17 protein-coding genes are annotated in these 17,637 nt (G+C 66.6%); 10 read left to right on the top strand and 7 right to left on the bottom strand.

Annotation, left to right across the window (positions count from 1 at the left end):
* Positions 1 to 43: 43 nt before the first annotated feature.
* A complete protein-coding gene (locus tag NP3_RS32540; protein ID WP_245721206.1) occupies positions 44 to 1,141 on the bottom strand; it encodes a sugar kinase in 1,098 nt (365 codons plus the stop codon).
* Positions 1,142 to 1,229: 88 nt separating this feature from the next.
* On the opposite strand from NP3_RS32540, the gene NP3_RS32545 reads away from it, so the two are divergent.
* The 4 genes from NP3_RS32545 to NP3_RS32560 all read left to right on the top strand — a co-directional run bounded on the left by NP3_RS32545 (position 1,230) and on the right by NP3_RS32560 (position 6,300).
* On the top strand, positions 1,230 to 2,513 hold the full coding sequence (locus NP3_RS32545; protein WP_063045572.1) for a type III PLP-dependent enzyme domain-containing protein: 1,284 nt from the start codon (positions 1,230 to 1,232) through the stop codon (positions 2,511 to 2,513).
* 9 nt (positions 2,514 to 2,522) lie between these two features.
* Complete coding sequence (locus tag NP3_RS32550; protein WP_063045573.1) at positions 2,523 to 4,133, top strand: N-acyl-D-amino-acid deacylase family protein; 1,611 nt, start codon at positions 2,523 to 2,525, stop codon at positions 4,131 to 4,133.
* Positions 4,134 to 4,156: 23 nt separating this feature from the next.
* Positions 4,157 to 4,756 (top strand): bifunctional 4-hydroxy-2-oxoglutarate aldolase/2-dehydro-3-deoxy-phosphogluconate aldolase, encoded by a 600-nt coding sequence (locus tag NP3_RS32555; RefSeq protein ID WP_063045574.1) that lies wholly within the window; start codon positions 4,157 to 4,159, stop codon positions 4,754 to 4,756.
* Positions 4,757 to 4,848: 92 nt separating this feature from the next.
* Complete coding sequence (locus tag NP3_RS32560; RefSeq protein WP_063045575.1) at positions 4,849 to 6,300, top strand: GntP family permease; 1,452 nt, start codon at positions 4,849 to 4,851, stop codon at positions 6,298 to 6,300.
* Positions 6,301 to 6,339: 39 nt separating this feature from the next.
* Here the strand turns inward: NP3_RS32560 and NP3_RS32565 are convergent, their stop codons facing one another.
* Positions 6,340 to 7,311: a helix-turn-helix transcriptional regulator gene (locus NP3_RS32565; protein ID WP_063045576.1), complete on the bottom strand. Its 972-nt coding sequence runs from the start codon at positions 7,309 to 7,311 to the stop codon at positions 6,340 to 6,342.
* Positions 7,312 to 7,374: 63 nt separating this feature from the next.
* Between NP3_RS32565 and NP3_RS32570 the strand changes: the two genes are divergently transcribed.
* Positions 7,375 to 8,532 carry an epoxide hydrolase family protein gene (locus NP3_RS32570; RefSeq protein ID WP_063045577.1) on the top strand — a complete coding sequence of 386 codons (1,158 nt, stop codon included), beginning with the start codon at positions 7,375 to 7,377 and terminating at the stop codon, positions 8,530 to 8,532.
* Positions 8,533 to 8,563: 31 nt separating this feature from the next.
* On the opposite strand, the gene NP3_RS32575 is transcribed toward NP3_RS32570, so the two are convergent.
* A complete protein-coding gene (locus NP3_RS32575) occupies positions 8,564 to 9,544 on the bottom strand; it encodes a helix-turn-helix transcriptional regulator (protein WP_063045578.1) in 981 nt (326 codons plus the stop codon).
* Positions 9,545 to 9,606: 62 nt separating this feature from the next.
* Between NP3_RS32575 and NP3_RS32580 the strand changes: the two genes are divergently transcribed.
* Positions 9,607 to 10,098 carry a pyridoxamine 5'-phosphate oxidase family protein gene (locus NP3_RS32580; protein ID WP_063045579.1) on the top strand — a complete coding sequence of 164 codons (492 nt, stop codon included), beginning with the start codon at positions 9,607 to 9,609 and terminating at the stop codon, positions 10,096 to 10,098.
* Positions 10,099 to 10,114: 16 nt separating this feature from the next.
* Here the strand turns inward: NP3_RS32580 and NP3_RS32585 are convergent, their stop codons facing one another.
* Genes NP3_RS32585 through NP3_RS32600 form a run of 4 tightly spaced genes read right to left on the bottom strand, consistent with a single transcriptional unit; the run spans position 10,115 to position 13,290 of the window.
* A complete protein-coding gene (locus NP3_RS32585; RefSeq protein WP_063045580.1) occupies positions 10,115 to 11,119 on the bottom strand; it encodes an NAD-dependent epimerase/dehydratase family protein in 1,005 nt (334 codons plus the stop codon).
* Positions 11,120 to 11,147: 28 nt separating this feature from the next.
* Positions 11,148 to 12,368: an RNA polymerase sigma factor gene (locus tag NP3_RS32590; protein ID WP_063045581.1), complete on the bottom strand. Its 1,221-nt coding sequence runs from the start codon at positions 12,366 to 12,368 to the stop codon at positions 11,148 to 11,150.
* 1 nt (position 12,369) lies between these two features.
* Positions 12,370 to 12,711, bottom strand: a complete 342-nt coding sequence (locus NP3_RS32595) for a YciI family protein (RefSeq protein ID WP_063045582.1) — start codon at positions 12,709 to 12,711, stop codon at positions 12,370 to 12,372.
* Between the two features lie 9 nt (positions 12,712 to 12,720).
* Positions 12,721 to 13,290 (bottom strand): dihydrofolate reductase family protein, encoded by a 570-nt coding sequence (locus tag NP3_RS32600; protein ID WP_063045583.1) that lies wholly within the window; start codon positions 13,288 to 13,290, stop codon positions 12,721 to 12,723.
* Between the two features lie 136 nt (positions 13,291 to 13,426).
* Between NP3_RS32600 and NP3_RS32605 the strand changes: the two genes are divergently transcribed.
* The 4 genes from NP3_RS32605 to argB all read left to right on the top strand — a co-directional run bounded on the left by NP3_RS32605 (position 13,427) and on the right by argB (position 17,595).
* On the top strand, positions 13,427 to 14,131 hold the full coding sequence (locus NP3_RS32605) for an ArsR/SmtB family transcription factor (protein WP_063045588.1): 705 nt from the start codon (positions 13,427 to 13,429) through the stop codon (positions 14,129 to 14,131).
* A gap of 179 nt (positions 14,132 to 14,310) precedes the next feature.
* The gene (gene argC, locus NP3_RS32610) at positions 14,311 to 15,369 is read left to right on the top strand and encodes an N-acetyl-gamma-glutamyl-phosphate reductase (RefSeq protein ID WP_063045584.1); all 1,059 of its coding nucleotides are present in this window, start codon (positions 14,311 to 14,313) and stop codon (positions 15,367 to 15,369) included.
* On the top strand, positions 15,366 to 16,583 hold the full coding sequence (gene argJ / locus NP3_RS32615; RefSeq protein WP_063045585.1) for a bifunctional glutamate N-acetyltransferase/amino-acid acetyltransferase ArgJ: 1,218 nt from the start codon (positions 15,366 to 15,368) through the stop codon (positions 16,581 to 16,583). The genes argC and argJ overlap by 4 nt, the downstream gene beginning before the upstream one ends.
* A gap of 76 nt (positions 16,584 to 16,659) precedes the next feature.
* The gene (gene argB / locus NP3_RS32620) at positions 16,660 to 17,595 is read left to right on the top strand and encodes an acetylglutamate kinase (RefSeq protein WP_063045586.1); all 936 of its coding nucleotides are present in this window, start codon (positions 16,660 to 16,662) and stop codon (positions 17,593 to 17,595) included.
* Positions 17,596 to 17,637 lie beyond the last annotated feature (42 nt).

The raw sequence follows: 17,637 nt of genomic DNA on the forward strand, positions 1-17,637 counted from the left end.
GGCTCCGTCATCGTCATGGACGCTGTGGCTTCGATTCGCTCGCTCATGACGCCACATTCTCTGCTACGACATCTCTGCTGTAATGCACACGCCCCCAGGCGGACTCGTCGAGTATCGCCAATGCCGCCAGCGCGCCGGGTGAAGGCAATTCCGCGACATCACCGGTGCCGGTCAGCGCCGCGGCGGCACACAGATGCCCGAAGCGCAGCCGCTGCTCCAGCGGGCGGCCATGCAGCAGGGCGGCCAGATATCCGCCCGCGAAGGCATCACCGGCACCGATCCGCTCGGTGATCTCGAGTTCCAGCGCGGGCACTTCGACCCGCTCGGTTCCGGAGAATCCGGTCACCGAATGCTCATTGTTCTTGACCACCAAGTGTTCCGGCTCGGGGAACAGTGCCCGCAAGCGGTCGGCATCGTCGGTGCCGAAGACCGCCTCCGCCTCGTCGGCGCCGAGGAACACCACATCGCAGCCGCGTACATGACGAGCCAGCACCTCAGCGGCCTGCTCGACACGCCCTGCCCACAGCGCCGGACGGTAATTCAGATCGAAACTGACCAGCTTGCCGCGGCGAGGAAGCGCGACAAGGGTTTCCGTGAGGCGGGTCGCGGAATCCGAGAGCGCGGTGGTTATTCCGGTGAAGTGCACGAGGTCGGTGCTTTCGAGCAGTCCGGCCGCCGCCGTCAGATCGGCCGTGGACAGCGCGCTGGCGGCGGAGCCGGTGCGGTAGTACAGCATGCGGCTGGCCCCATCGGCCAGATCGGTCGCCTTGCCCGAGCCGCTGCCGCGCTCCTTCACATAGACGGCGGTGGGACGTGCGGGATCGATGACAACCGCTGACACATCCACGCCGCGTGCCGCGAGGTGTCCGGTGAGATACCGGCCGAATCCGTCATCGCCGACCCGGGAAATCCACCCGGCGTCCACATCGAGCTGAGTGAGCGCGGTGGCCACATTCGCCTCGGCGCCGCCCGCGGTTCGCTCGAAGTTCTCCGAGTCCTCCAGCGGACCGGGACGCGCCACCAGCACGGCGAGCCCCTCACCGATGGTCACCGCCCGTGGGCGGAGCGACGTAGTAGGCCACGTCACATCGATCTCCCTTCTGCCCTTGCGGCCCTCGGCCATCCAGTGCAGAATAACCACACAAAACACGATGTGCAACAAGCGTTGCAAAATATGCAATGCCTGACCGATATGATCCGGCGGAGACGATTCCGCGGGAAGGAGCGACATGGCTATCGATGAGAAGGCCGTTGCCGCACTGGCGGATCGGACGCTCGGACCCGAGCACAAGGGCCTGCCGCCCGCGGCCTGGGGCCGCACGGTTCGCGACTTTCTGGACTCCGCGCCGCACCTCGACGAGTTCGAAACCCCGGTACTGACCGTCGACCGCGCGGCCGTCGCGGCGAACGTCGCGGTGATGGCGGACTGGGCGGCGGCCGCGGGCGTGCGCCTGGCGCCGCACGGGAAGACCACCATGGCTCCGCAGCTCTGGGCGCAGCAGTTGGCCGCCGGGTGCTGGGGGATCACCTTCGCCACCGTGTGGCAGGTGCAGGTGGCCCGGTCGTTCGGAGTCGGACGGATAGTGCTGGCCAATGCACTCGTCGATCCGGTCGGATTGCGCTGGGTCGCCGCGGAATCCGCGCGGGATCCGGAGTTCGAATTCTTCTGCTGGGTCGACAGCGTCGAGACCGTCGCGCTGATGGAGCAGCACTTGACGGGTGATGCGCGCATTCGGGTGATCGTCGAACTCGGTGGGCCGCACGGGCGTACCGGCGCACGCACGGTCGAACAGGCGCATGCGATTGCCGAGGCGGTCGGTCGCGCCGAGCGACTGACCCTGGCCGGAGTCGGCGGCTATGAGGGTGCGCTCGCTCACGATCGCACCCCGGAGGGGATCGCCGCAGTCCGGCGCTATCTGGACGAAATCGCTCGCCTGCACCGCGAACTCGCCGCGGCCGGACGCTATCCGGAAGGCGCGATCGTCACCGCGGGCGGCAGCGCCTTCCCGGATCTGGTCGTCGAATGTCTGGCCGGACTCGCCGACGAGCAAGGTGTTCCGACCACAGTGGTGCTGCGCTCCGGTGCGTACATCATTCACGACGACGGCTTCTACGCGGGCATTTCGCCGCTGGCCGCGCCACGCAGCGAACGACCGCTGCGCTCGGCGATGCACGGCTGGGCGCGGACCGTTTCGCGACCCGAGGCGGAACTCGCGCTGCTGGACGCCGGTAAGCGCGATCTGCCATTCGATGAGGGGCTTCCGGTCCCGCAATTCGTTGCGGGACCGGAAGGTTCGTTGAATCCGGCGGCACATGTCAGTGCGCTCAATGATCAGCACACGTTCCTGCGGCTGCCGGGCGGTGCCGCCGGTGATCTGCCGGTCGGCAGTGTGGTGCGGCTCGGTCTGTCGCATCCGTGCACCGCTTTCGACAAGTGGCGGTTGATCCCGGTCATTGATGACGCCGACGCGGAGCGGCCACGTGTTGTCGACCTCGTTCACACCTTCTTCTGACGAGTGGCCATGACGGACTTAGTGTTTCGCGATATCGACGTCATAGACGGCACCGCAGCGCCACACTTCCGCGCCGATGTCGGCATCGATCGAGGACGGATCAACACTATCGCCGACCCGCGAACGATCACCGAGGCGGCGCGGTTCATCGACGCGCCTGGTTCGGTGCTCGCCCCCGGCTTCATCGATATGCACGCGCACTCCGATCTGCATCTGCTCACCGAGCCCGGTCATTTCCCGAAGATCAGTCAGGGCGTCACCACCGAGGTCATCGGACAGGACGGGCTCTCGTATGCCCCGATCGATGACACCGCGCTGGCGGTACTGCGGCGTCAGATCGCCGGATGGAATGGCAATCCCACCGATCTGGACTTCTCCTGGCGCACGGTCGCGGAGTATCTGGACCGCCTTGATCAGGGCATAACACCGAACGCCGCGTACCTCGTCCCACAGGGCACGCTGCGGCTGCTGGTCGTCGGTAGCGAGCAGCGCCCGGCGACGGTGGCGGAGATCCGGCGGATGCGGGAGCTGCTCGCGCAGGGGCTGCGCGAGGGCGCGGTCGGTATGTCGAGTGGGCTCACATATACGCCGGGAATGTATGCGGACACCGGGGAATTGGCGGCGCTGTGCGAGATCGTCGCCGAATACGGCGGGTTCTATGCGCCGCATACCCGCTCCTACGGTAAGGGCGCGTTGGCGGCATACGCCGAGATGATCGGCCTGGCTCGCAGCACCGGCTGCGCACTGCATCTCACCCACGCGACGATGAACTTCGGCGTGAACCGCGGGCGCGCACCGGAATTCCTGGCGCTGATCGATGCCGCCCGGGCCGAAGGGTGCGATATCACCCTCGACACGTATCCGTACCTCCCCGGCTCCACGACACTTTCGGCGCTGCTGCCGAGCTGGGCGATGTCCGGTGGCCCGGATGCGGCATTGGCTCGCATCGATGATCCCGAGATGCGCGCGCGAATCACGGTGGACGTGAATGTGAATGGTTCCGACGGCTGCCACGGCGTCACCGTCGAATGGGAGACCATTCAAATCAGCGGTGTCGCCAATGCGGAGCTGGGGGAGTACGTCGGTAGGACCGTCGCGGAAATCGCGGCCGATACCGATCGCGCACCCGTCGCGGTGTTCTTCGACCTGCTGCGCAGAGATCAGTTGGCCACGACCATTCTGCAGCACGTCGGGCACGAGGAGAACGTGCGCGCGATCATGGTGCACCCGGTGCATATGGGCGGCAGTGACGCACTGCTCGTCGGTGATCGGCCGCATCCGCGCGCCTGGGGCACCTTCCCGCGCTATCTGGGCCATTACGTTCGCGAGCTCGGTGTGCTCGGGCTGGAGGAGTGCGTGCACCACCTCACCGGTCGGCCCGCCGAGCGGCTGCGACTGAGCGACCGCGGGCACGTATTCACCGGATACGCAGCCGATCTCGTGCTGTTCGACCCATTGGCGATCACCGATACCGCGACCTTCGACAACCCGAAGCAGCAGGCGCGCGGCATTCAGCACGTGCTGGTCAACGGCGAATTCGCCATCGAGAACGGTGCGCCCACCGGCAAGCTCGCCGGACGCGCGCTGCGCATGGATGCCACGCGGAAGGAGACATATTGAACGCCACGAGCGCTCTGGAAGTCATGCGCGCCGACCGCGTGCTGACTGTGGTGCGGGCGCCGGAGATTCCGGATCCATTGGCGCTCGCGGATGCGCTGGCGCGCTCCGGGATTCGCACCTTGGAGCTCACCTTCACGACGCCTGGCGTACTCGATTACCTGTGTGTCGCCGCGACAGCTCCCGATGCTGTCGTCGGTGTCGGAACCGTACTGCATGCCGATCAGGCCGCGGCCGCCATCGACAACGGTGCACGGTTCCTCGTCACGCCCGGTGTGCGCGCGGAGGTCGCGGCCGTCGCGACCGAACGCGACATTCCGGTCGTCATGGGCGCTTTCACCCCCACCGAGGTGCTCACCGCACTCGACCTCGGCGCCGCCGCGGTGAAGATCTTCCCCGCCAGGGCGCTCGGTCCCGGCTATTTGAAAGACCTGCGCGGTCCCTTCCCCGATGTGGCGCTCATTCCCTCCGGGGGCGTCAATGCGGGCAACGCCGCCGAATTCCTCGCCAACGGAGCCGTGGCCGTGACCGCGGGTACCGATGTCGTGGCCCCATCCGACGTCGCCGCGGGCCGATGGTCCGAAATCGCCTCGCGTGCGGCGTCATTCGTTCGATCCATGAATTGAGAGGTACCCACAGTGAGCGAGCGAAGCGAGCGAGCCATCCAACACAGCGCCGAGTGGCGTATGCCTGCGCCGAGCGCTAGCGAGGCGCAGGCATGAACGCCACTGTCGACTGGCTGCGCACCACCACCCCCGGATTGCTGGTGCTGTGCGGTCTCGCGATTGCCGTACTGCTGTTCGCCATTATCAAGGTCAAGCTGGAGCCGTTCATCGCGCTGCTGCTCACCGGACTCGGGCTGGCGCTCGCCGCCGGACTGCCGGTGTCGAAGATCGTCGGTACGGCGATCAAGCCCGGTGATTCGCTGCTGGAGACCGGTTTCGGCGGCATTCTCGGGCATATCGCGGTCATCATCGGCCTCGGCACGGTGCTCGGTGCGATCCTCGAACGCTCCGGTGGTGCGGATGTTCTGACCGGCAAGCTGCTGAGCATCTTCGGTGAGAAGGGCGCACCGGTCGCCATGGGTCTGCTCGGGCTCATCTTCGGCATCCCGGTCTTCTTCGATATCGGCATCTTCGTGCTCGCACCGCTGATCTATGTGGCCGCCAAGCGCGGTGGGCGATCGCTGGTGCTGTACGCCATGCCGATGTTGGCCGGTCTGTCGATGACCCACGCGTTTCTGCCGCCGCATCCGGGCCCCGTGGCACTGGGTGGATTGCTCGGGGTGAGCCTGGGATGGCTGATCATCATGGGATTCGTCTGTGGTTTACCGGGTTTCATCGCCGCGGGCATTGTGTGGGGCACCTACATCGGCAAGCGGGTACAGGTCGAGGTGCCTGCCGAGTTCTTGGTGCGGCCGGAGGCCGAGTCCGCAGCGAAGGGCGAAGGTCCGGGCACCGCAACGGATCCGGAGGCCGTACGCACCGAGACCCGCCCGCCAGCGGTCGGGCTCATCGGCGGCATTATCGCGATTCCGCTGGTGCTCATACTCGGTGCGACCTTCGGCAGCCAATGGCTGGACAAGGATTCGGGGCTGCTGCAGGTGCTCACCTTCCTCGGCACACCCGCGGTGGCGCTGCTGATCGCGGTGCTCGTCGCGTTCTATCTGCTCGGTGTGCGGCGCGGTTCCAGCGTGCAGGAGCTCAGTACGCTCACCGCGGAATCGCTGAAGCCGGTCGGCATGCTCTTGCTGGTGGTCGGTGCGGGTGCGTTCTTCGGAAAGGTCATCTCCGCCACCGGTATCGGCACCGCACTCGCCGATACCATGTCGGCCGCCGGTCTGCCGGTGATCGTGCTCGCGTACATCATCAGCTGCGGTCTGCGCATCGCACAGGGCTCGGCAACCGTCGCCATCGTGACCACCGGCGGCATTGTCGCGCCGCTGGTCACCGGGCACGGCTACTCGCAGATGGCCATCGCACTCATCGCCATGGCGATCGCGGCGGGCTCGATCATCCTCAGCCATGTGAACGACGGTGGCTTCTGGATCATCTCGAAGTACTTCAACCTGACGGTGAAGCAGACACTGCAGACCTGGACGGTGCTAGAAACCGTGCTCTCGGTGGTCAGCTTCGCTGTGGCGGCGGTGCTGTTCGCGATTGTCGGCTGAACTCGTCCAGCCCGGCGTCGGATCCCGGTGCCGGGCTGGTCAATTCGTGCAGTCGAAGTTCTGTAGTGCGGCGGCGCAGCGGTCGGCTTGGGCACGAATGGCCGCGACGAGTTCGGGTGGGCCGCTGAGCAGCGTGAAGTCGATATCGACCGAGGTGATCATCCAGACCAGCGCCTCCGGCGTGTCCGCGCCGACGTGCAGTTGGCAGCTGTGGTCGTCGACTGCCTCGATGACGCCCATGCCGGGCCAGACATTCGCCGCGGCGTCCTCGGCGGATTCGTGCAGCAGGGCAATTGCTTGATGCGGCCACGCCCGCGCGGACAGTCGCAGCGAAAGATGGTCCGCGACATCGCCTTCCGGGAGTTCGCGCGGAGTGAAGCGCGGGCCGGTCGGGGTTCGTGGCGAGATGCGGTCGGCCCGGAAGGTGCGCCAATCATCGCGATCGACATCCCAGGCCACGAGGTACCAGCGCCTGCTGAAGTGCACCAGGCTGTGCGGCTCCACCGCACGGCGGGTGGTGGCACCGCTGTGTGCGCGATAGTCGAAGCGCAAGCGCTCGTGCCGTTGACAGGCCTCGGCGACGGCCATCAAGGTGTCCGGTTCCACCGTTGCGTCCGGTGTCCCGACGCGGACCGTCGCGCCACGCAGCGTGCGGACGCGGTGGCGCAGCCGCGGCGGCAGCACCTGCTCGAGTTTGGTGAGCGCGCGCAGCGATGCCTCCTCGATGCCCGCGACGGTGCCGTCGGAGGCGCTGCGCAGCCCGACCGCCACCGCAACGGCCTCCTCGTCGTCGAGCAGCAGCGGCGGAAGCGCGGCCCCGGCGCCGAGTCGATAGCCTGCGGTGCCCTGTGTGGCGTGCACTGGGTAGCCGAGTTCACGCAGCCGATCCACATCGCGTCGGACCGTGCGGCCGGTGACGCCGAGTCGTTCGGCGAGTTCGGTTCCGGTCCAGTCGCGGTGGGTCTGCAGCAGGGCGAGCAGTTTGAGCAGGCGCGCCGAGGTTTCCAACACGGAATCCAGAATGTCAGATGCTTAGGAACGATCCTGTCCTAAGGGAGTAATACCGTCGCTGTCATGAACCCCGAACAGGACATCCGCCCCTTCCGCATCGATATCCCGCAGGCCCAGATCGACGATCTGCACGCCCGGCTGGCGAATACCTTGTGGCCGGATGAAATCCCGGGCGGCGGTTGGGATAAGGGCGCGTCGATCTCGTATATGAAGGGCCTCGCCGATTACTGGCGGTCCGAATACGATTGGCGCGCAGTCGAAGCGCGGCTGAACGAGCTGCCGCAGTTCGTCACCGATATCGACGGGCAGCGGCTGCACTTCCTGCACGTCCGCTCGCCCGAACCCGGCGCCGTGCCGCTGGTACTGAGCCACGGCTGGCCCGGCTCGTTCATCGAATTCCTCGATGTGATCGGACCTTTGAGCGATCCGCGAGCCCACGGCGGTGATCCGGCCGATGCATTCCATCTGGTGATCCCGTCATTGCCCGGATTCGCCTTCTCGGAGCCCGGACCGAAAGCCGGGGACGGTTCGACCGAGCAATTCGCGCAGGTGGTGGCGAAGTTGATGGCCCGGCTCGGCTACGACCGGTACGGGGCGCAGGGCGGCGACGCGGGCTTCTTCGTCTCGACCGAACTGGGACGGATCGCCACCGACCATGTGCTCGGGATCCATGTGAACGGGCCGATCACGCTGCCGTCGTGGAGCGCTGACGGTACGGAACCGGAGTACAGCCCGCAGGATCGGGCGAAGCTGGACAAGCTCACCGGTAGCGAGAGCTACACCCGTTTCGGCTATGCGATGGTGCAGGCGGGGCGTCCGCAAACCCTGGCGATCGGCATGCACGATTCACCCGCCGGTTTGCTGACTTGGATCGTGGATCTCTTTCAGCGCTGGACCAATCCCGCGCTCGAGTTGCCCGACGAGGCGGTGGATCGCGACGCGCTGCTGACGAATGTCAGCCTCTATTGGTTCACCAGGACCTTCGTCTCCTCGATCCGGCTGTACGGGGAGGGGGACTCGTGGGGGATGCCCGCGCGGAATTCCGGCGTGCCGACTGCGGCCGCGGTATTCGCCGGTGACAATTCCATTCGCGTGCTTGCGGAGCAGCAGCACAACATCGTGCGCTGGACGGAGTACGACCGGGGCGGTCACTTCGCCGCGATGGAAGCACCGGACCTGCTGACCGACGACGTGCGCGCGTTCTTCCGCTCGCTGCGCTGAGCGTGGTGGCGACCGTGCGGCTTACGCAAGGTCAGGGAGCGTGCGGGCCCCGGTAGCGTTCGGCCATGGCGAAGGCCGTCGCAGCGAGCCGGTCGCGGAATTCCGGCGGGTCGAGAACCTCGCAGAATTCGCCGAGCGGCAGGATCGCACCCGCCAGCACCTCGTAGGACTCCGAGGGAATGGTTACTTCGACCCAGCCCTCGGCGTCCGGTTCGGTGGCCGATGCCATCGCCTCGGCGACCGCGGCGGGCTCGTTCATCAGCCGGAGCAGCCGCAGCTGCGCGGCCGCGATCCGGCAGCGAGCCCGCACTCGCAGCATCGATCGGGCGAAATCGTCGGCGGACTCCGACCAATGCTCGGCGAGGTTGAAATCGTCTGGCCGCGTGAATGATTCGCCGAGCTGCTCGGCCGCGGCGATCCGGCTGACCCGATAGGAGCGGATGGCCGATCCGTCCCGTGCGACGAGATACCAAGTCCCGGCTTTCAATACGAGGCCGAGTGGATCCAAGCGGCGTTCGACGGCTCGATCCTTGCGCCGATACCGGATATCGAGTCGCCTGTCGTGCCACAAAGCGTCGGCAACCGCTGCGAGCGTTGGTGTTTCGTCGGGACGATGAAACCAGCCCGGCGCGTCCACGTGGACACGTTCCGCGATTCGTGTTGCCCGGCCGCGCAATTCGGGTGGTAGTGCGGCGAGCACTTTGAGCTGCGCGGTCGCCAATACCGTGCCGAGTCCGAGATCGGCAGCGGCCGCGGGTTGCCCGGCGAGCAGTACCGCATCGGCTTCCTCGGTGGTGAGACCGGTCAACCGGGTGCGGTACCCGTCGACCAGCCGAACGCCGCCGGTCCGACCCGGTTCGCTGTAGATCGGCACGCCCGCGGCGGACAGTGCCTCGATATCGCGATACACCGTGCGCACCGACACCTCGAGCTCGCGCGCCAGCTCCGGCCCGGTGGTCCGGCCGCGGGTCTGGAGCAGCAATAACAGCTGCACCAGTCGACTCGCTCGCATGATTCGAGATTAGCCATAAAACCTGACAGAGGGTGTCAAGTTTGCCTCGTACCGTCGATCTCATGACCACATGGAGCCAGTTCACCGAAGAAGCGCCACGCATCGCCACCGTCTTCACTCGTCGACACCAGGCCACCGGCAATCTGTGCATGCTCGGCACCCTGCGCTCCGACGGCTTCCCCCGCATCAGCCCCATAGAGCCGCGGATCTTCGAGGGCATGCTGGTAATCGCGGGCATGCCGAACACCACCAAATTCAAGGATCTCGCCCGCGATCCGCGCTTCTGCCTGCACACCGCGACCGTCGACACCCAAGTCGGCGACGGTGACGCAAAGCTCTTCGGCACCGTCATCGACCTCCTGGACAAGGAAGTCCACGCCCGCTTCGCCCAGCAACTGTTCGACGAAACCGGCTTCGACATCCGCGGCCAGGAATTCGACCACTTCTACACCGCGGACCTGACCAGTGCCTCCACCGTCGAGGTCACCGACGATCACCTGGACATCACCATCTGGAAGCCCGGGCAGGGGGAGCGAGTGGTGCGCAAACACTGAGAGCGGCCGGTGGCGATCACCGCCCGGCCAGGAACTCGTCTTCTGCTGGATAGTCGAAGAACTGGCGGAAGTAGGGGTCGTCGGTGGGGGGTGTTCCCGACGTATCGCCTGAGCGGGCGGCGAAAGTCAGCCAGTCGAGCTGTGCGGCAACTGTTGTCGCGTAGTCGCCGACTGGTTGATAGCCGAGGGCGGTGGCTGCGGCGGTGTCGAGGGTGACGGGCCGGGTGGAGTCCCAGGGTGTATTGCCCAATGGATGATCGTCGAGCAGGATCTCGGTCCAGTCGTGGGCGAGGTGGCGGGCGACCGTGCGGGAAATGTCGAGGGCGGTGGGGGTGTCCGGATCCGCGATATTGAGGACGCGAGTGCCGGGCTGGTGGGCGACGGTTTCGACCAGTGCCGCGATATTGGCTGCGGCGGTGGTGTGGACGATCCCACCGCCTCGGCGGCGCAGCAGGACCGAGCGGCGCCCATCGAGGATTCGCTTCACGAAGACCCATTCGCGTGGACGACGGTTGCCCACTCCATGGACGCGCGATGGTCTCAGCACAGTGATGGGGAGGCCGCTGTCGAGCGAGACTTGCTCAGCGGCAACCTTGTTCGCTCCATAGCCAGCACGGGAGTTGTAGTCGATATCGCCAGGCGGCATCGTCGGTGCGGATTCGTGTAGTGGGCCATCGAATCGAGGCTCGACCTCCGAATTCGCGTGGTTGCCAGCGGCATCGATGTATACCGCCTTGCTGGACAGCAATACCGTCGAACCGGCTTCCGCCGCTAGTTCCACCAGGGCTCGAGCGTGGTCGGCGGTGTAGCAGGCGCAGTCGACGAGGAGATCTACTCCGGCGGCCAACTCTCGTCGCATGTCGGCGCGATCCGTGGCGATGAAACTCACTCCGGCCGTGTTGAGTTCGGCGGGGAGGCGGGTACGTCCCGTCACTCGCACCTGCCAGCCCGCGGCCGCCAGCCGCAATGCGATAGCGCGTCCGATCACGCCGGACCCACCCACGATCAGTGCATCAGGCACCGTTCGAGCCTAGAGCAACGCCTGGGCATCAGTTGGCTGAGGCGAGCTCATCCCTGCGCCGCCGCAGAAAGGTCTGCTCTGCGGTGTTTTCCGTGTGGGCGATGGCGGCGTCGTAGGCCTGAATTGCCTCTGCGGTGCGGCCGAGTCGGCGTAGGAGGTCGGCGCGGATCGCGTGGTACAGGTGGTGATTCGGTAGATCGATTGCAGAGAGCAGGGTAAGCGCCGCATCAGGACCCTCGACTTCACCGACCGCCACGGCGCGGTTCAGCGCCACCACTGGACTCGGTGCTATGGCGGCCAATTGGTCGTAGAGCTGCAGGATTTGTTGCCAGTCGGTGGATTCCGGATCGGGGGCGTCGGCGTGCATAGCGTTGATTGCGGCTTGGATCTGGTAGGGGCCGGGTTGGTCGCGGCGCAAGCACTCTCGGACGAGGGCATGTCCCTCGGCGATGAGGATGCGGTCCCAACGGTTGCGGTCTTGGTCGGACAGCGGCACGAGCGACCCGTCCAGTGCGGTGCGGGCGGCTCGGCGCGATTCGGTGAGCAGCATCAGCGCGAGCAGCCCGGGTACCTCCGGCTCGTCGGGCATCAGCTCGACGAGTAAGCGCCCCAAGCGGATTGCCTCGGCGCACAGGTCGGTTCGAACCAGCCGATCACCGGAGGTGGCGGTATGGCCCTCGGTGAAGATGAGGTAGACGACGGCCGAGACCGCGCGCAGGCGGGCGGGCAGGTCGGCGTCGCGCGGAACTCGGTAGGGGATGCGGGCGTCGCGGATCTTGCCCTTGGCGCGGACGAGCCGTTGCGCCATGGTCGATTCGGACGTCAGGAAGGCGTGTGCGATTTCGGGTGTCGTGAGACCGCCGAGCAGCCGCAATGTCAGTGCCACTTGGGCATTCAGCGACAGTGCCGGGTGGCAGCAGGTGAAGATCAGGCGGAGGCGGTCGTCCTGGACGGCGCTCATATCGTCGGATTCGTTGTCGGCGTGCAGAAGTGCGGCCTCGGCATGGCGGTCGTCGCGAGATGCTTCGCGCCGCAAGCGATCGATGGCCCGGTTGCGCGCGGTGGTGATTATCCAGCCGGGCGGGCTCGGCGGGAGTCCGTCGGTTGGCCAGCGTTGTACGGCGGCAGTGAACGCGTCCTGCACCGCGTCTTCGGCGATGGTGATATCGCCGAAGACGCGGATCAGGCTGGCGACCGCGCGCCCGTAGTGTTCGGTGAATACGGCAGTGATCGCGGCGGCGGTGACCATTTCAGTGATCGGCCACCGGCCGCACCTCGATCGGCAGGGTGAGCACGGCGGCCATCTTCTTGCCCCAGTCGAGCGCCTCGTCCAGATCAGCCGCCTGGATGACGGTGAATCCGCCGATGTACTCCTTACTTTCGACATACGGACCGTCGGTGACGAGCACATCGTTGCCCTGGGCGCGCAGCACCGTCGCGGTACTCGGCGCATGCAGGCCCGCAGCGAAAACCCAGGCGCCAGCGGCCCTCATCTCGTCGTTCAGCGCGTACAGATCGCGCATGATCTCGTCGAGATTGTCCGGCGGCGCACTGCCTTCGGGCTGATAGATGCTGAGCAGATACTGCTGCACGGCTCCTCCTCATCCCCGCTGGTAGGTGGCGATCACCACACCGGTGGGCGTGGTGACGCTATCGGCGAGTCGCAGTTCGCCGAGGTCCGCGCCATCGAACAGCCGCCGCCCACCGCCGACCACGATCGGATGGATCAGCAATAGATACTCGTCGACGAGATCGTTGCGCATCAACGTTTGCAGCAGATCGCCGCTGCCGAGCACCACGAGATCCTGCCGCAGTTCGCGTACCGCGGCGGCGACATCACCGCCGAGCAGCGTGGAGTTCTCCCACGGCAATGGTTCGGTCAACGTGCGGGACGCGACGAACTTCTCGGTCTTGTTCAACACCTCGGCGTACGGATTGTCGGTTTGCTGCGGCCAGAAGCCGTAGAACTGCTCGTAGGTCCGCCGTCCGAGCAACAGCGCACCGTGATGGGTCGCCATATGTTCGCCCATCACCCTGGCCTGCACGGGGTCGTCGTGGGGATGCGCCCAGCCGCCGTGCCGAAAGCCGTCCCGGGTGTCCTCATCGGCCCCGCCAGGGGACTGCATGACGCCGTCCAGGGTGAGGTGCTCGACCGCGATGATCTTGCTCATGGGAGTCCTTCCGTTGGCCGGTCGGTTACCGGCTTCACTACCTACACGAACGGCCCTGTGGCGAATCGACACCTCGGACAGAAATCGGTCGGATATTTCGGTGCCCGCCGAAATATCCCGGCGCGATCATGGTGTTGTGCAAACCCGAGGAGCCGAACTGGCCGGACTGGCCACCCTGCTGGCCGACCGCACCCGCGCCGATATGTGCCTGGCCCTGGTCGACGGTCGCGCCTGGACGGCAGGTGAGCTGGCCCGACATGCCGGAGTTGCGCCGTCCACCGCGACCGAGCACCTGAACCGGCTGTTCGACGGCGGTCTGCTCATCGAACGCCGTCAGGGCAGGCACCGCTATGTGCAGCTGGCGAGCCCGCAGGTCGCCGAGTTATTGGAGACCATGGTCGCCCATCTGGAACCGGCGCACCCGGAACCCACGACGCTGCGCGCGTCCACCGCGGCGGCGGCCCTGGCCCGTGGCAGAACCTGCTACGACCACCTCGCGGGCCGACTCGGCGTCGCGATCACCGCTGCCATGACCGAGCGCGAACTGCTCGATGACGAAGGCGGCTTCGCCCTCACCGAGGCGGGTTCGGCATGGCTGACGGGGCCGATGGGCATCGAGGCGGACACACTGCGGACCCGCCGCCCGATTGCCCGTCCCTGCCTCGACTGGACCGAGCGCCGGACCCACCTGGGCGGTGCCGCGGGGGCACAGCTGTACCGCAGGCTGCAGGCACTGGATTGGGTGCGACGCGCTGGGTCGGGCCGCGCTGTCATGCTCACCCAGAAGGGTGAGATCGGTCTGCGCGAGGCGCTGGGTATCGATCCCGCAACAGTCGGCTGACACCGCGCCCGTTTTCGCGCAGGATCGATCGAGTGCCGAATCTCATCGACGCGATTGACCCGCCACCATCCCGGGTATCACTGCCCGGGCCATCCGGAATCGCCTGGTGACGTGGGCCAGGATCGGTGGAGCAGGACCCCGTTCATGAATGGGCTTGCATAATCGTGCATAATCATCACATGGTTGATTCGTCGAGTAACCCAGTGTTGCGGGTTGCTGTGGCCGGTGCCAGTGGATACGCCGGCGGTGAGGTGCTGCGCCTATTGCTCGGTCATCCGGCCTACCGCGACGGGCGCCTCGTCATCGGGGCGCTGACCGCTGGCTCGAATGCGGGCAGCACGCTGGGCGAGCTGCAGCCGCATCTGCTGCCGCTCGCCGATCGCGTGCTCGCGCCGACCACACTCGACGAGCTGGCCGGCCACGACATCGTCTTCCTCGGCCTGCCGCACGGTCAGTCCGCCGCCATCGCCGAGCGGCTGCCGGAGTCGACGGTGATCATCGACTGCGGCGCCGACTTCCGGCTGACCGATGCGGTGGCCTGGGAGAAGTACTACGGCACCACCCATGCGGGCAGCTGGCCCTACGGCCTACCGGAGCTGCCGGGCGGGCGCGAGCGGCTGCGCGGCGCGCATCGGATCGCCGTACCCGGTTGCTACCCCACGGTCGCCAGCCTCGCGCTGGCACCGGCGATCGCGGCCGGAATCATCGAACCGACGGTGAATGTTGTTGCGGTAAGCGGCACTTCGGGCGCTGGCCGCAAACTCGACATCGGTCTGCTCGGTTCCGAGGTGATGGGTTCGGTGCGGGCCTACGGGATCGCGGGCGCGCACCGGCACACACCCGAGATCGCGCAGAACCTGCGGGCCGCCGGTGGCACCGAGGTCGCCGTTTCGTTCACCCCGGTGCTGGCGCCGATGCCGCGTGGCATCCTCGCGACCTGCACGGCTCCGACCCGAGTCGACGCCGACCAGGCTCGCGCGGTCTATGAAAAGGCTTACGCCGATGAACCATTCGTGCAGCTGCTGCCGGAAGGCACACTGCCGCAGACGGGTTCGGTGCTCGGCTCCAATGCCGTGACCCTCCAGGTCGCGGTGGATGCCGATGCCGGACTGCTCGTGGTGATCGGCGCGATCGACAACCTGACCAAGGGCACCGCGGGCGCCGCGGTCCAATCCATGAATCTGGCCGTCGGATTCGACGAGACCGCAGGACTTTCCACTGTAGGAGTGGCACCGTGACGACGATCGAAACTCCGGGAGGCAAGCTGGTCCGGAGCCAGGGCGTGACCGCACCGCTCGGCTTCCGAGCGGCGGGCATCGCCGCAGGCATTAAGGCCAGCGGAAAACCCGATCTGGCACTGGTATTCAACGAGGGGCCGGAATACGCGGCCGCTGGCGTGTTCACCCGCAACCAGGTGAAGGCCGCACCGGTGCTGTGGTCGCAGCAGGTGCTCACCGCAGGCCGTCTGCGTGCGGTGATCCTGAATTCCGGTGGGGCCAACGCGTGTACCGGTCCGGGCGGATTCCAGGACACCCACCAGACCGCCGAGGAATTGGCCAAGGCGCTGAGCAATTGGGGCACCGAAACCGGTGCGGGCGAAATCGCCGTCTGCTCAACGGGTTTGATCGGCGACCGGCTGCCGATGGACAAGGTGGTTCCGGCCGTCACCGAGATCGTGCACGAAATGGGCGGCGGGCTGTCCGGCGGTCTCGATGCGGCATACGCGATCATGACCACCGATACCGTGCCCAAGGAAGCGGCCTTCCACCACCGCGACAAGTGGAATGTCGGCGGCATGGCCAAGGGCGCGGGCATGCTCGCCCCATCGCTGGCGACCATGCTGGTGGTGCTCACCACCGATGCCGCCGCAACTGCCGAACAACTGGATCGCGCGCTGCGCAACGCGACTCGGCTCACCTTCGACCGGCTCGATGTCGACGGCTCCTGCTCCACCAACGACACCGTGCTGCTGCTCGCCAACGGGGCGAGCGAGGTCACGCCGTCGCAGGAGGACCTCGACGCGGCGGTGCTCGCGGTCTGCGACGATCTGGCCGCCCAGCTGATGGCCGATGCCGAAGGCGTGACCAAGCGGGTGCAGATCACCGTCGCCGGTGCGGTCTCCGAGGACGAGGCGCTGATCGCGGCGCGTGCTGTCGCCCGCGACAGTCTGGTCAAGACCGCGCTCTTCGGTTCCGACCCGAACTGGGGCCGGGTGCTCGCCGCCGTCGGCATCGCACCGGTCACCCTGGATCCGAACCGGATCTCGGTGTCGTTCAACGGAAATCCGGTCTGTGTCGACAGTGTCGGCGCGCCGGGTGCGCGCGAGGTCGACCTGTCCGGCGCCGATATCGAGGTACGGATCGAACTGAATGTCGGTGACGGCACCGCCACCGTGCGGACCACCGACCTGTCGCACGGCTATGTCGAAGAGAATTCGGCCTACAGCTCATGAGCGAGCGCAGCGAGCGAACATCAACACAGCCAGCTTCGCTGGGCATGGCGGAGCTGAGCGCCAGCGAGGCGCAGCCATGACCAGCGATGCGGTGCGGGAACTTTCGGCGTTGGACAAGGCGCACGTCCTCGCCGACGCATTGCCGTGGCTGCAGAAGTTCCGCGACAAGATCGTAGTCGTCAAATACGGCGGCAACGCGATGATCGATGCGGAGCTCAAACAGGCCTTCGCCGCCGATATGACATTCCTGCGCACCGTCGGCGTACATCCGGTGGTGGTGCACGGCGGCGGACCGCAGATCAGCGCGATGCTGAAAAAGCTCGGGCTGCAAGGTGAATTCCGCGGCGGCTTCCGGGTCACCACACCCGAGGTGATGGATGTGGTGCGGATGGTGCTGTTCGGTCAGGTCGGCCGGGAACTGGTCGGGCTGATCAATGCGCACGGTCCGTACGCGGTCGGTATCTCCGGTGAGGACGCGCGCCTGTTCACCGCGACCCGGCGCACCGTCGACGTCGACGGCGAGGCCACCGATATCGGTTTGGTCGGCGATGTCACCGAGGTGAATGCCGACGCCGTGCTCGACCTCATCGGCGCGGGGCGTATTCCGGTGGTCTCCACCATCGCCCCGGACGCCGACGGCGTGGTGCACAACATCAATGCCGACACCGCCGCCGCCGCACTCGCCGAGGGCATCGGCGCGGAAAAACTGGTGATTCTGACCGACGTCGAGGGCCTCTACACCAACTGGCCGGACCGTTCGTCGCTCACCTCGCACATCGACGCGGCCGAACTGGCCGAGTTGCTCCCGCGTCTGGATGCGGGCATGGTGCCCAAGATGGAAGCCTGCCTGCGCGCCGTGCAGGGCGGGGTGCCGACCGCACATGTCATCGACGGTCGCGTCCCGCATTCGGTGCTGTTGGAACTGTTCACCGGAGAAGGAATCGGAACGATGGTGACGCCCGCCCCGCTGCCGACGAGCGCGGCGGACACACTGAACGGAACGAAAATATGAGCGAGCGCAGCGAGCGAACAATAAGCACAGCCGACCTATCGG

Source organism: Nocardia pseudovaccinii NBRC 100343 (assembly GCF_001613225.1).
Taxonomy (GTDB): domain Bacteria; phylum Actinomycetota; class Actinomycetes; order Mycobacteriales; family Mycobacteriaceae; genus Nocardia; species Nocardia pseudovaccinii.

Bases quoted from the DNA above. Each gene is read 5' to 3' on its own strand.
- NP3_RS32600 (WP_063045583.1), bottom strand. From the start codon at position 13,290: ATGAGCAAGATCATCGCGGTCGAGCACCTCACCCTGGACGGCGTCATG.
- NP3_RS32545 (WP_063045572.1), top strand. From the start codon at position 1,230: ATGGCTATCGATGAGAAGGCCGTTGCCGCACTGGCGGATCGGACGCTC.
- NP3_RS32590 (WP_063045581.1), bottom strand. From the start codon at position 12,368: ATGGTCACCGCCGCCGCGATCACTGCCGTATTCACCGAACACTACGGG.
- NP3_RS32570 (WP_063045577.1), top strand. From the start codon at position 7,375: ATGAACCCCGAACAGGACATCCGCCCCTTCCGCATCGATATCCCGCAG.
- argC (WP_063045584.1), top strand. From the start codon at position 14,311: ATGGTTGATTCGTCGAGTAACCCAGTGTTGCGGGTTGCTGTGGCCGGT.
- NP3_RS32555 (WP_063045574.1), top strand. From the start codon at position 4,157: ATGCGCGCCGACCGCGTGCTGACTGTGGTGCGGGCGCCGGAGATTCCG.
- NP3_RS32550 (WP_063045573.1), top strand. From the start codon at position 2,523: ATGACGGACTTAGTGTTTCGCGATATCGACGTCATAGACGGCACCGCA.
- argB (WP_063045586.1), top strand. From the start codon at position 16,660: ATGACCAGCGATGCGGTGCGGGAACTTTCGGCGTTGGACAAGGCGCAC.
- NP3_RS32575 (WP_063045578.1), bottom strand. From the start codon at position 9,544: ATGCGAGCGAGTCGACTGGTGCAGCTGTTATTGCTGCTCCAGACCCGC.
- NP3_RS32580 (WP_063045579.1), top strand. From the start codon at position 9,607: ATGACCACATGGAGCCAGTTCACCGAAGAAGCGCCACGCATCGCCACC.
- NP3_RS32560 (WP_063045575.1), top strand. From the start codon at position 4,849: ATGAACGCCACTGTCGACTGGCTGCGCACCACCACCCCCGGATTGCTG.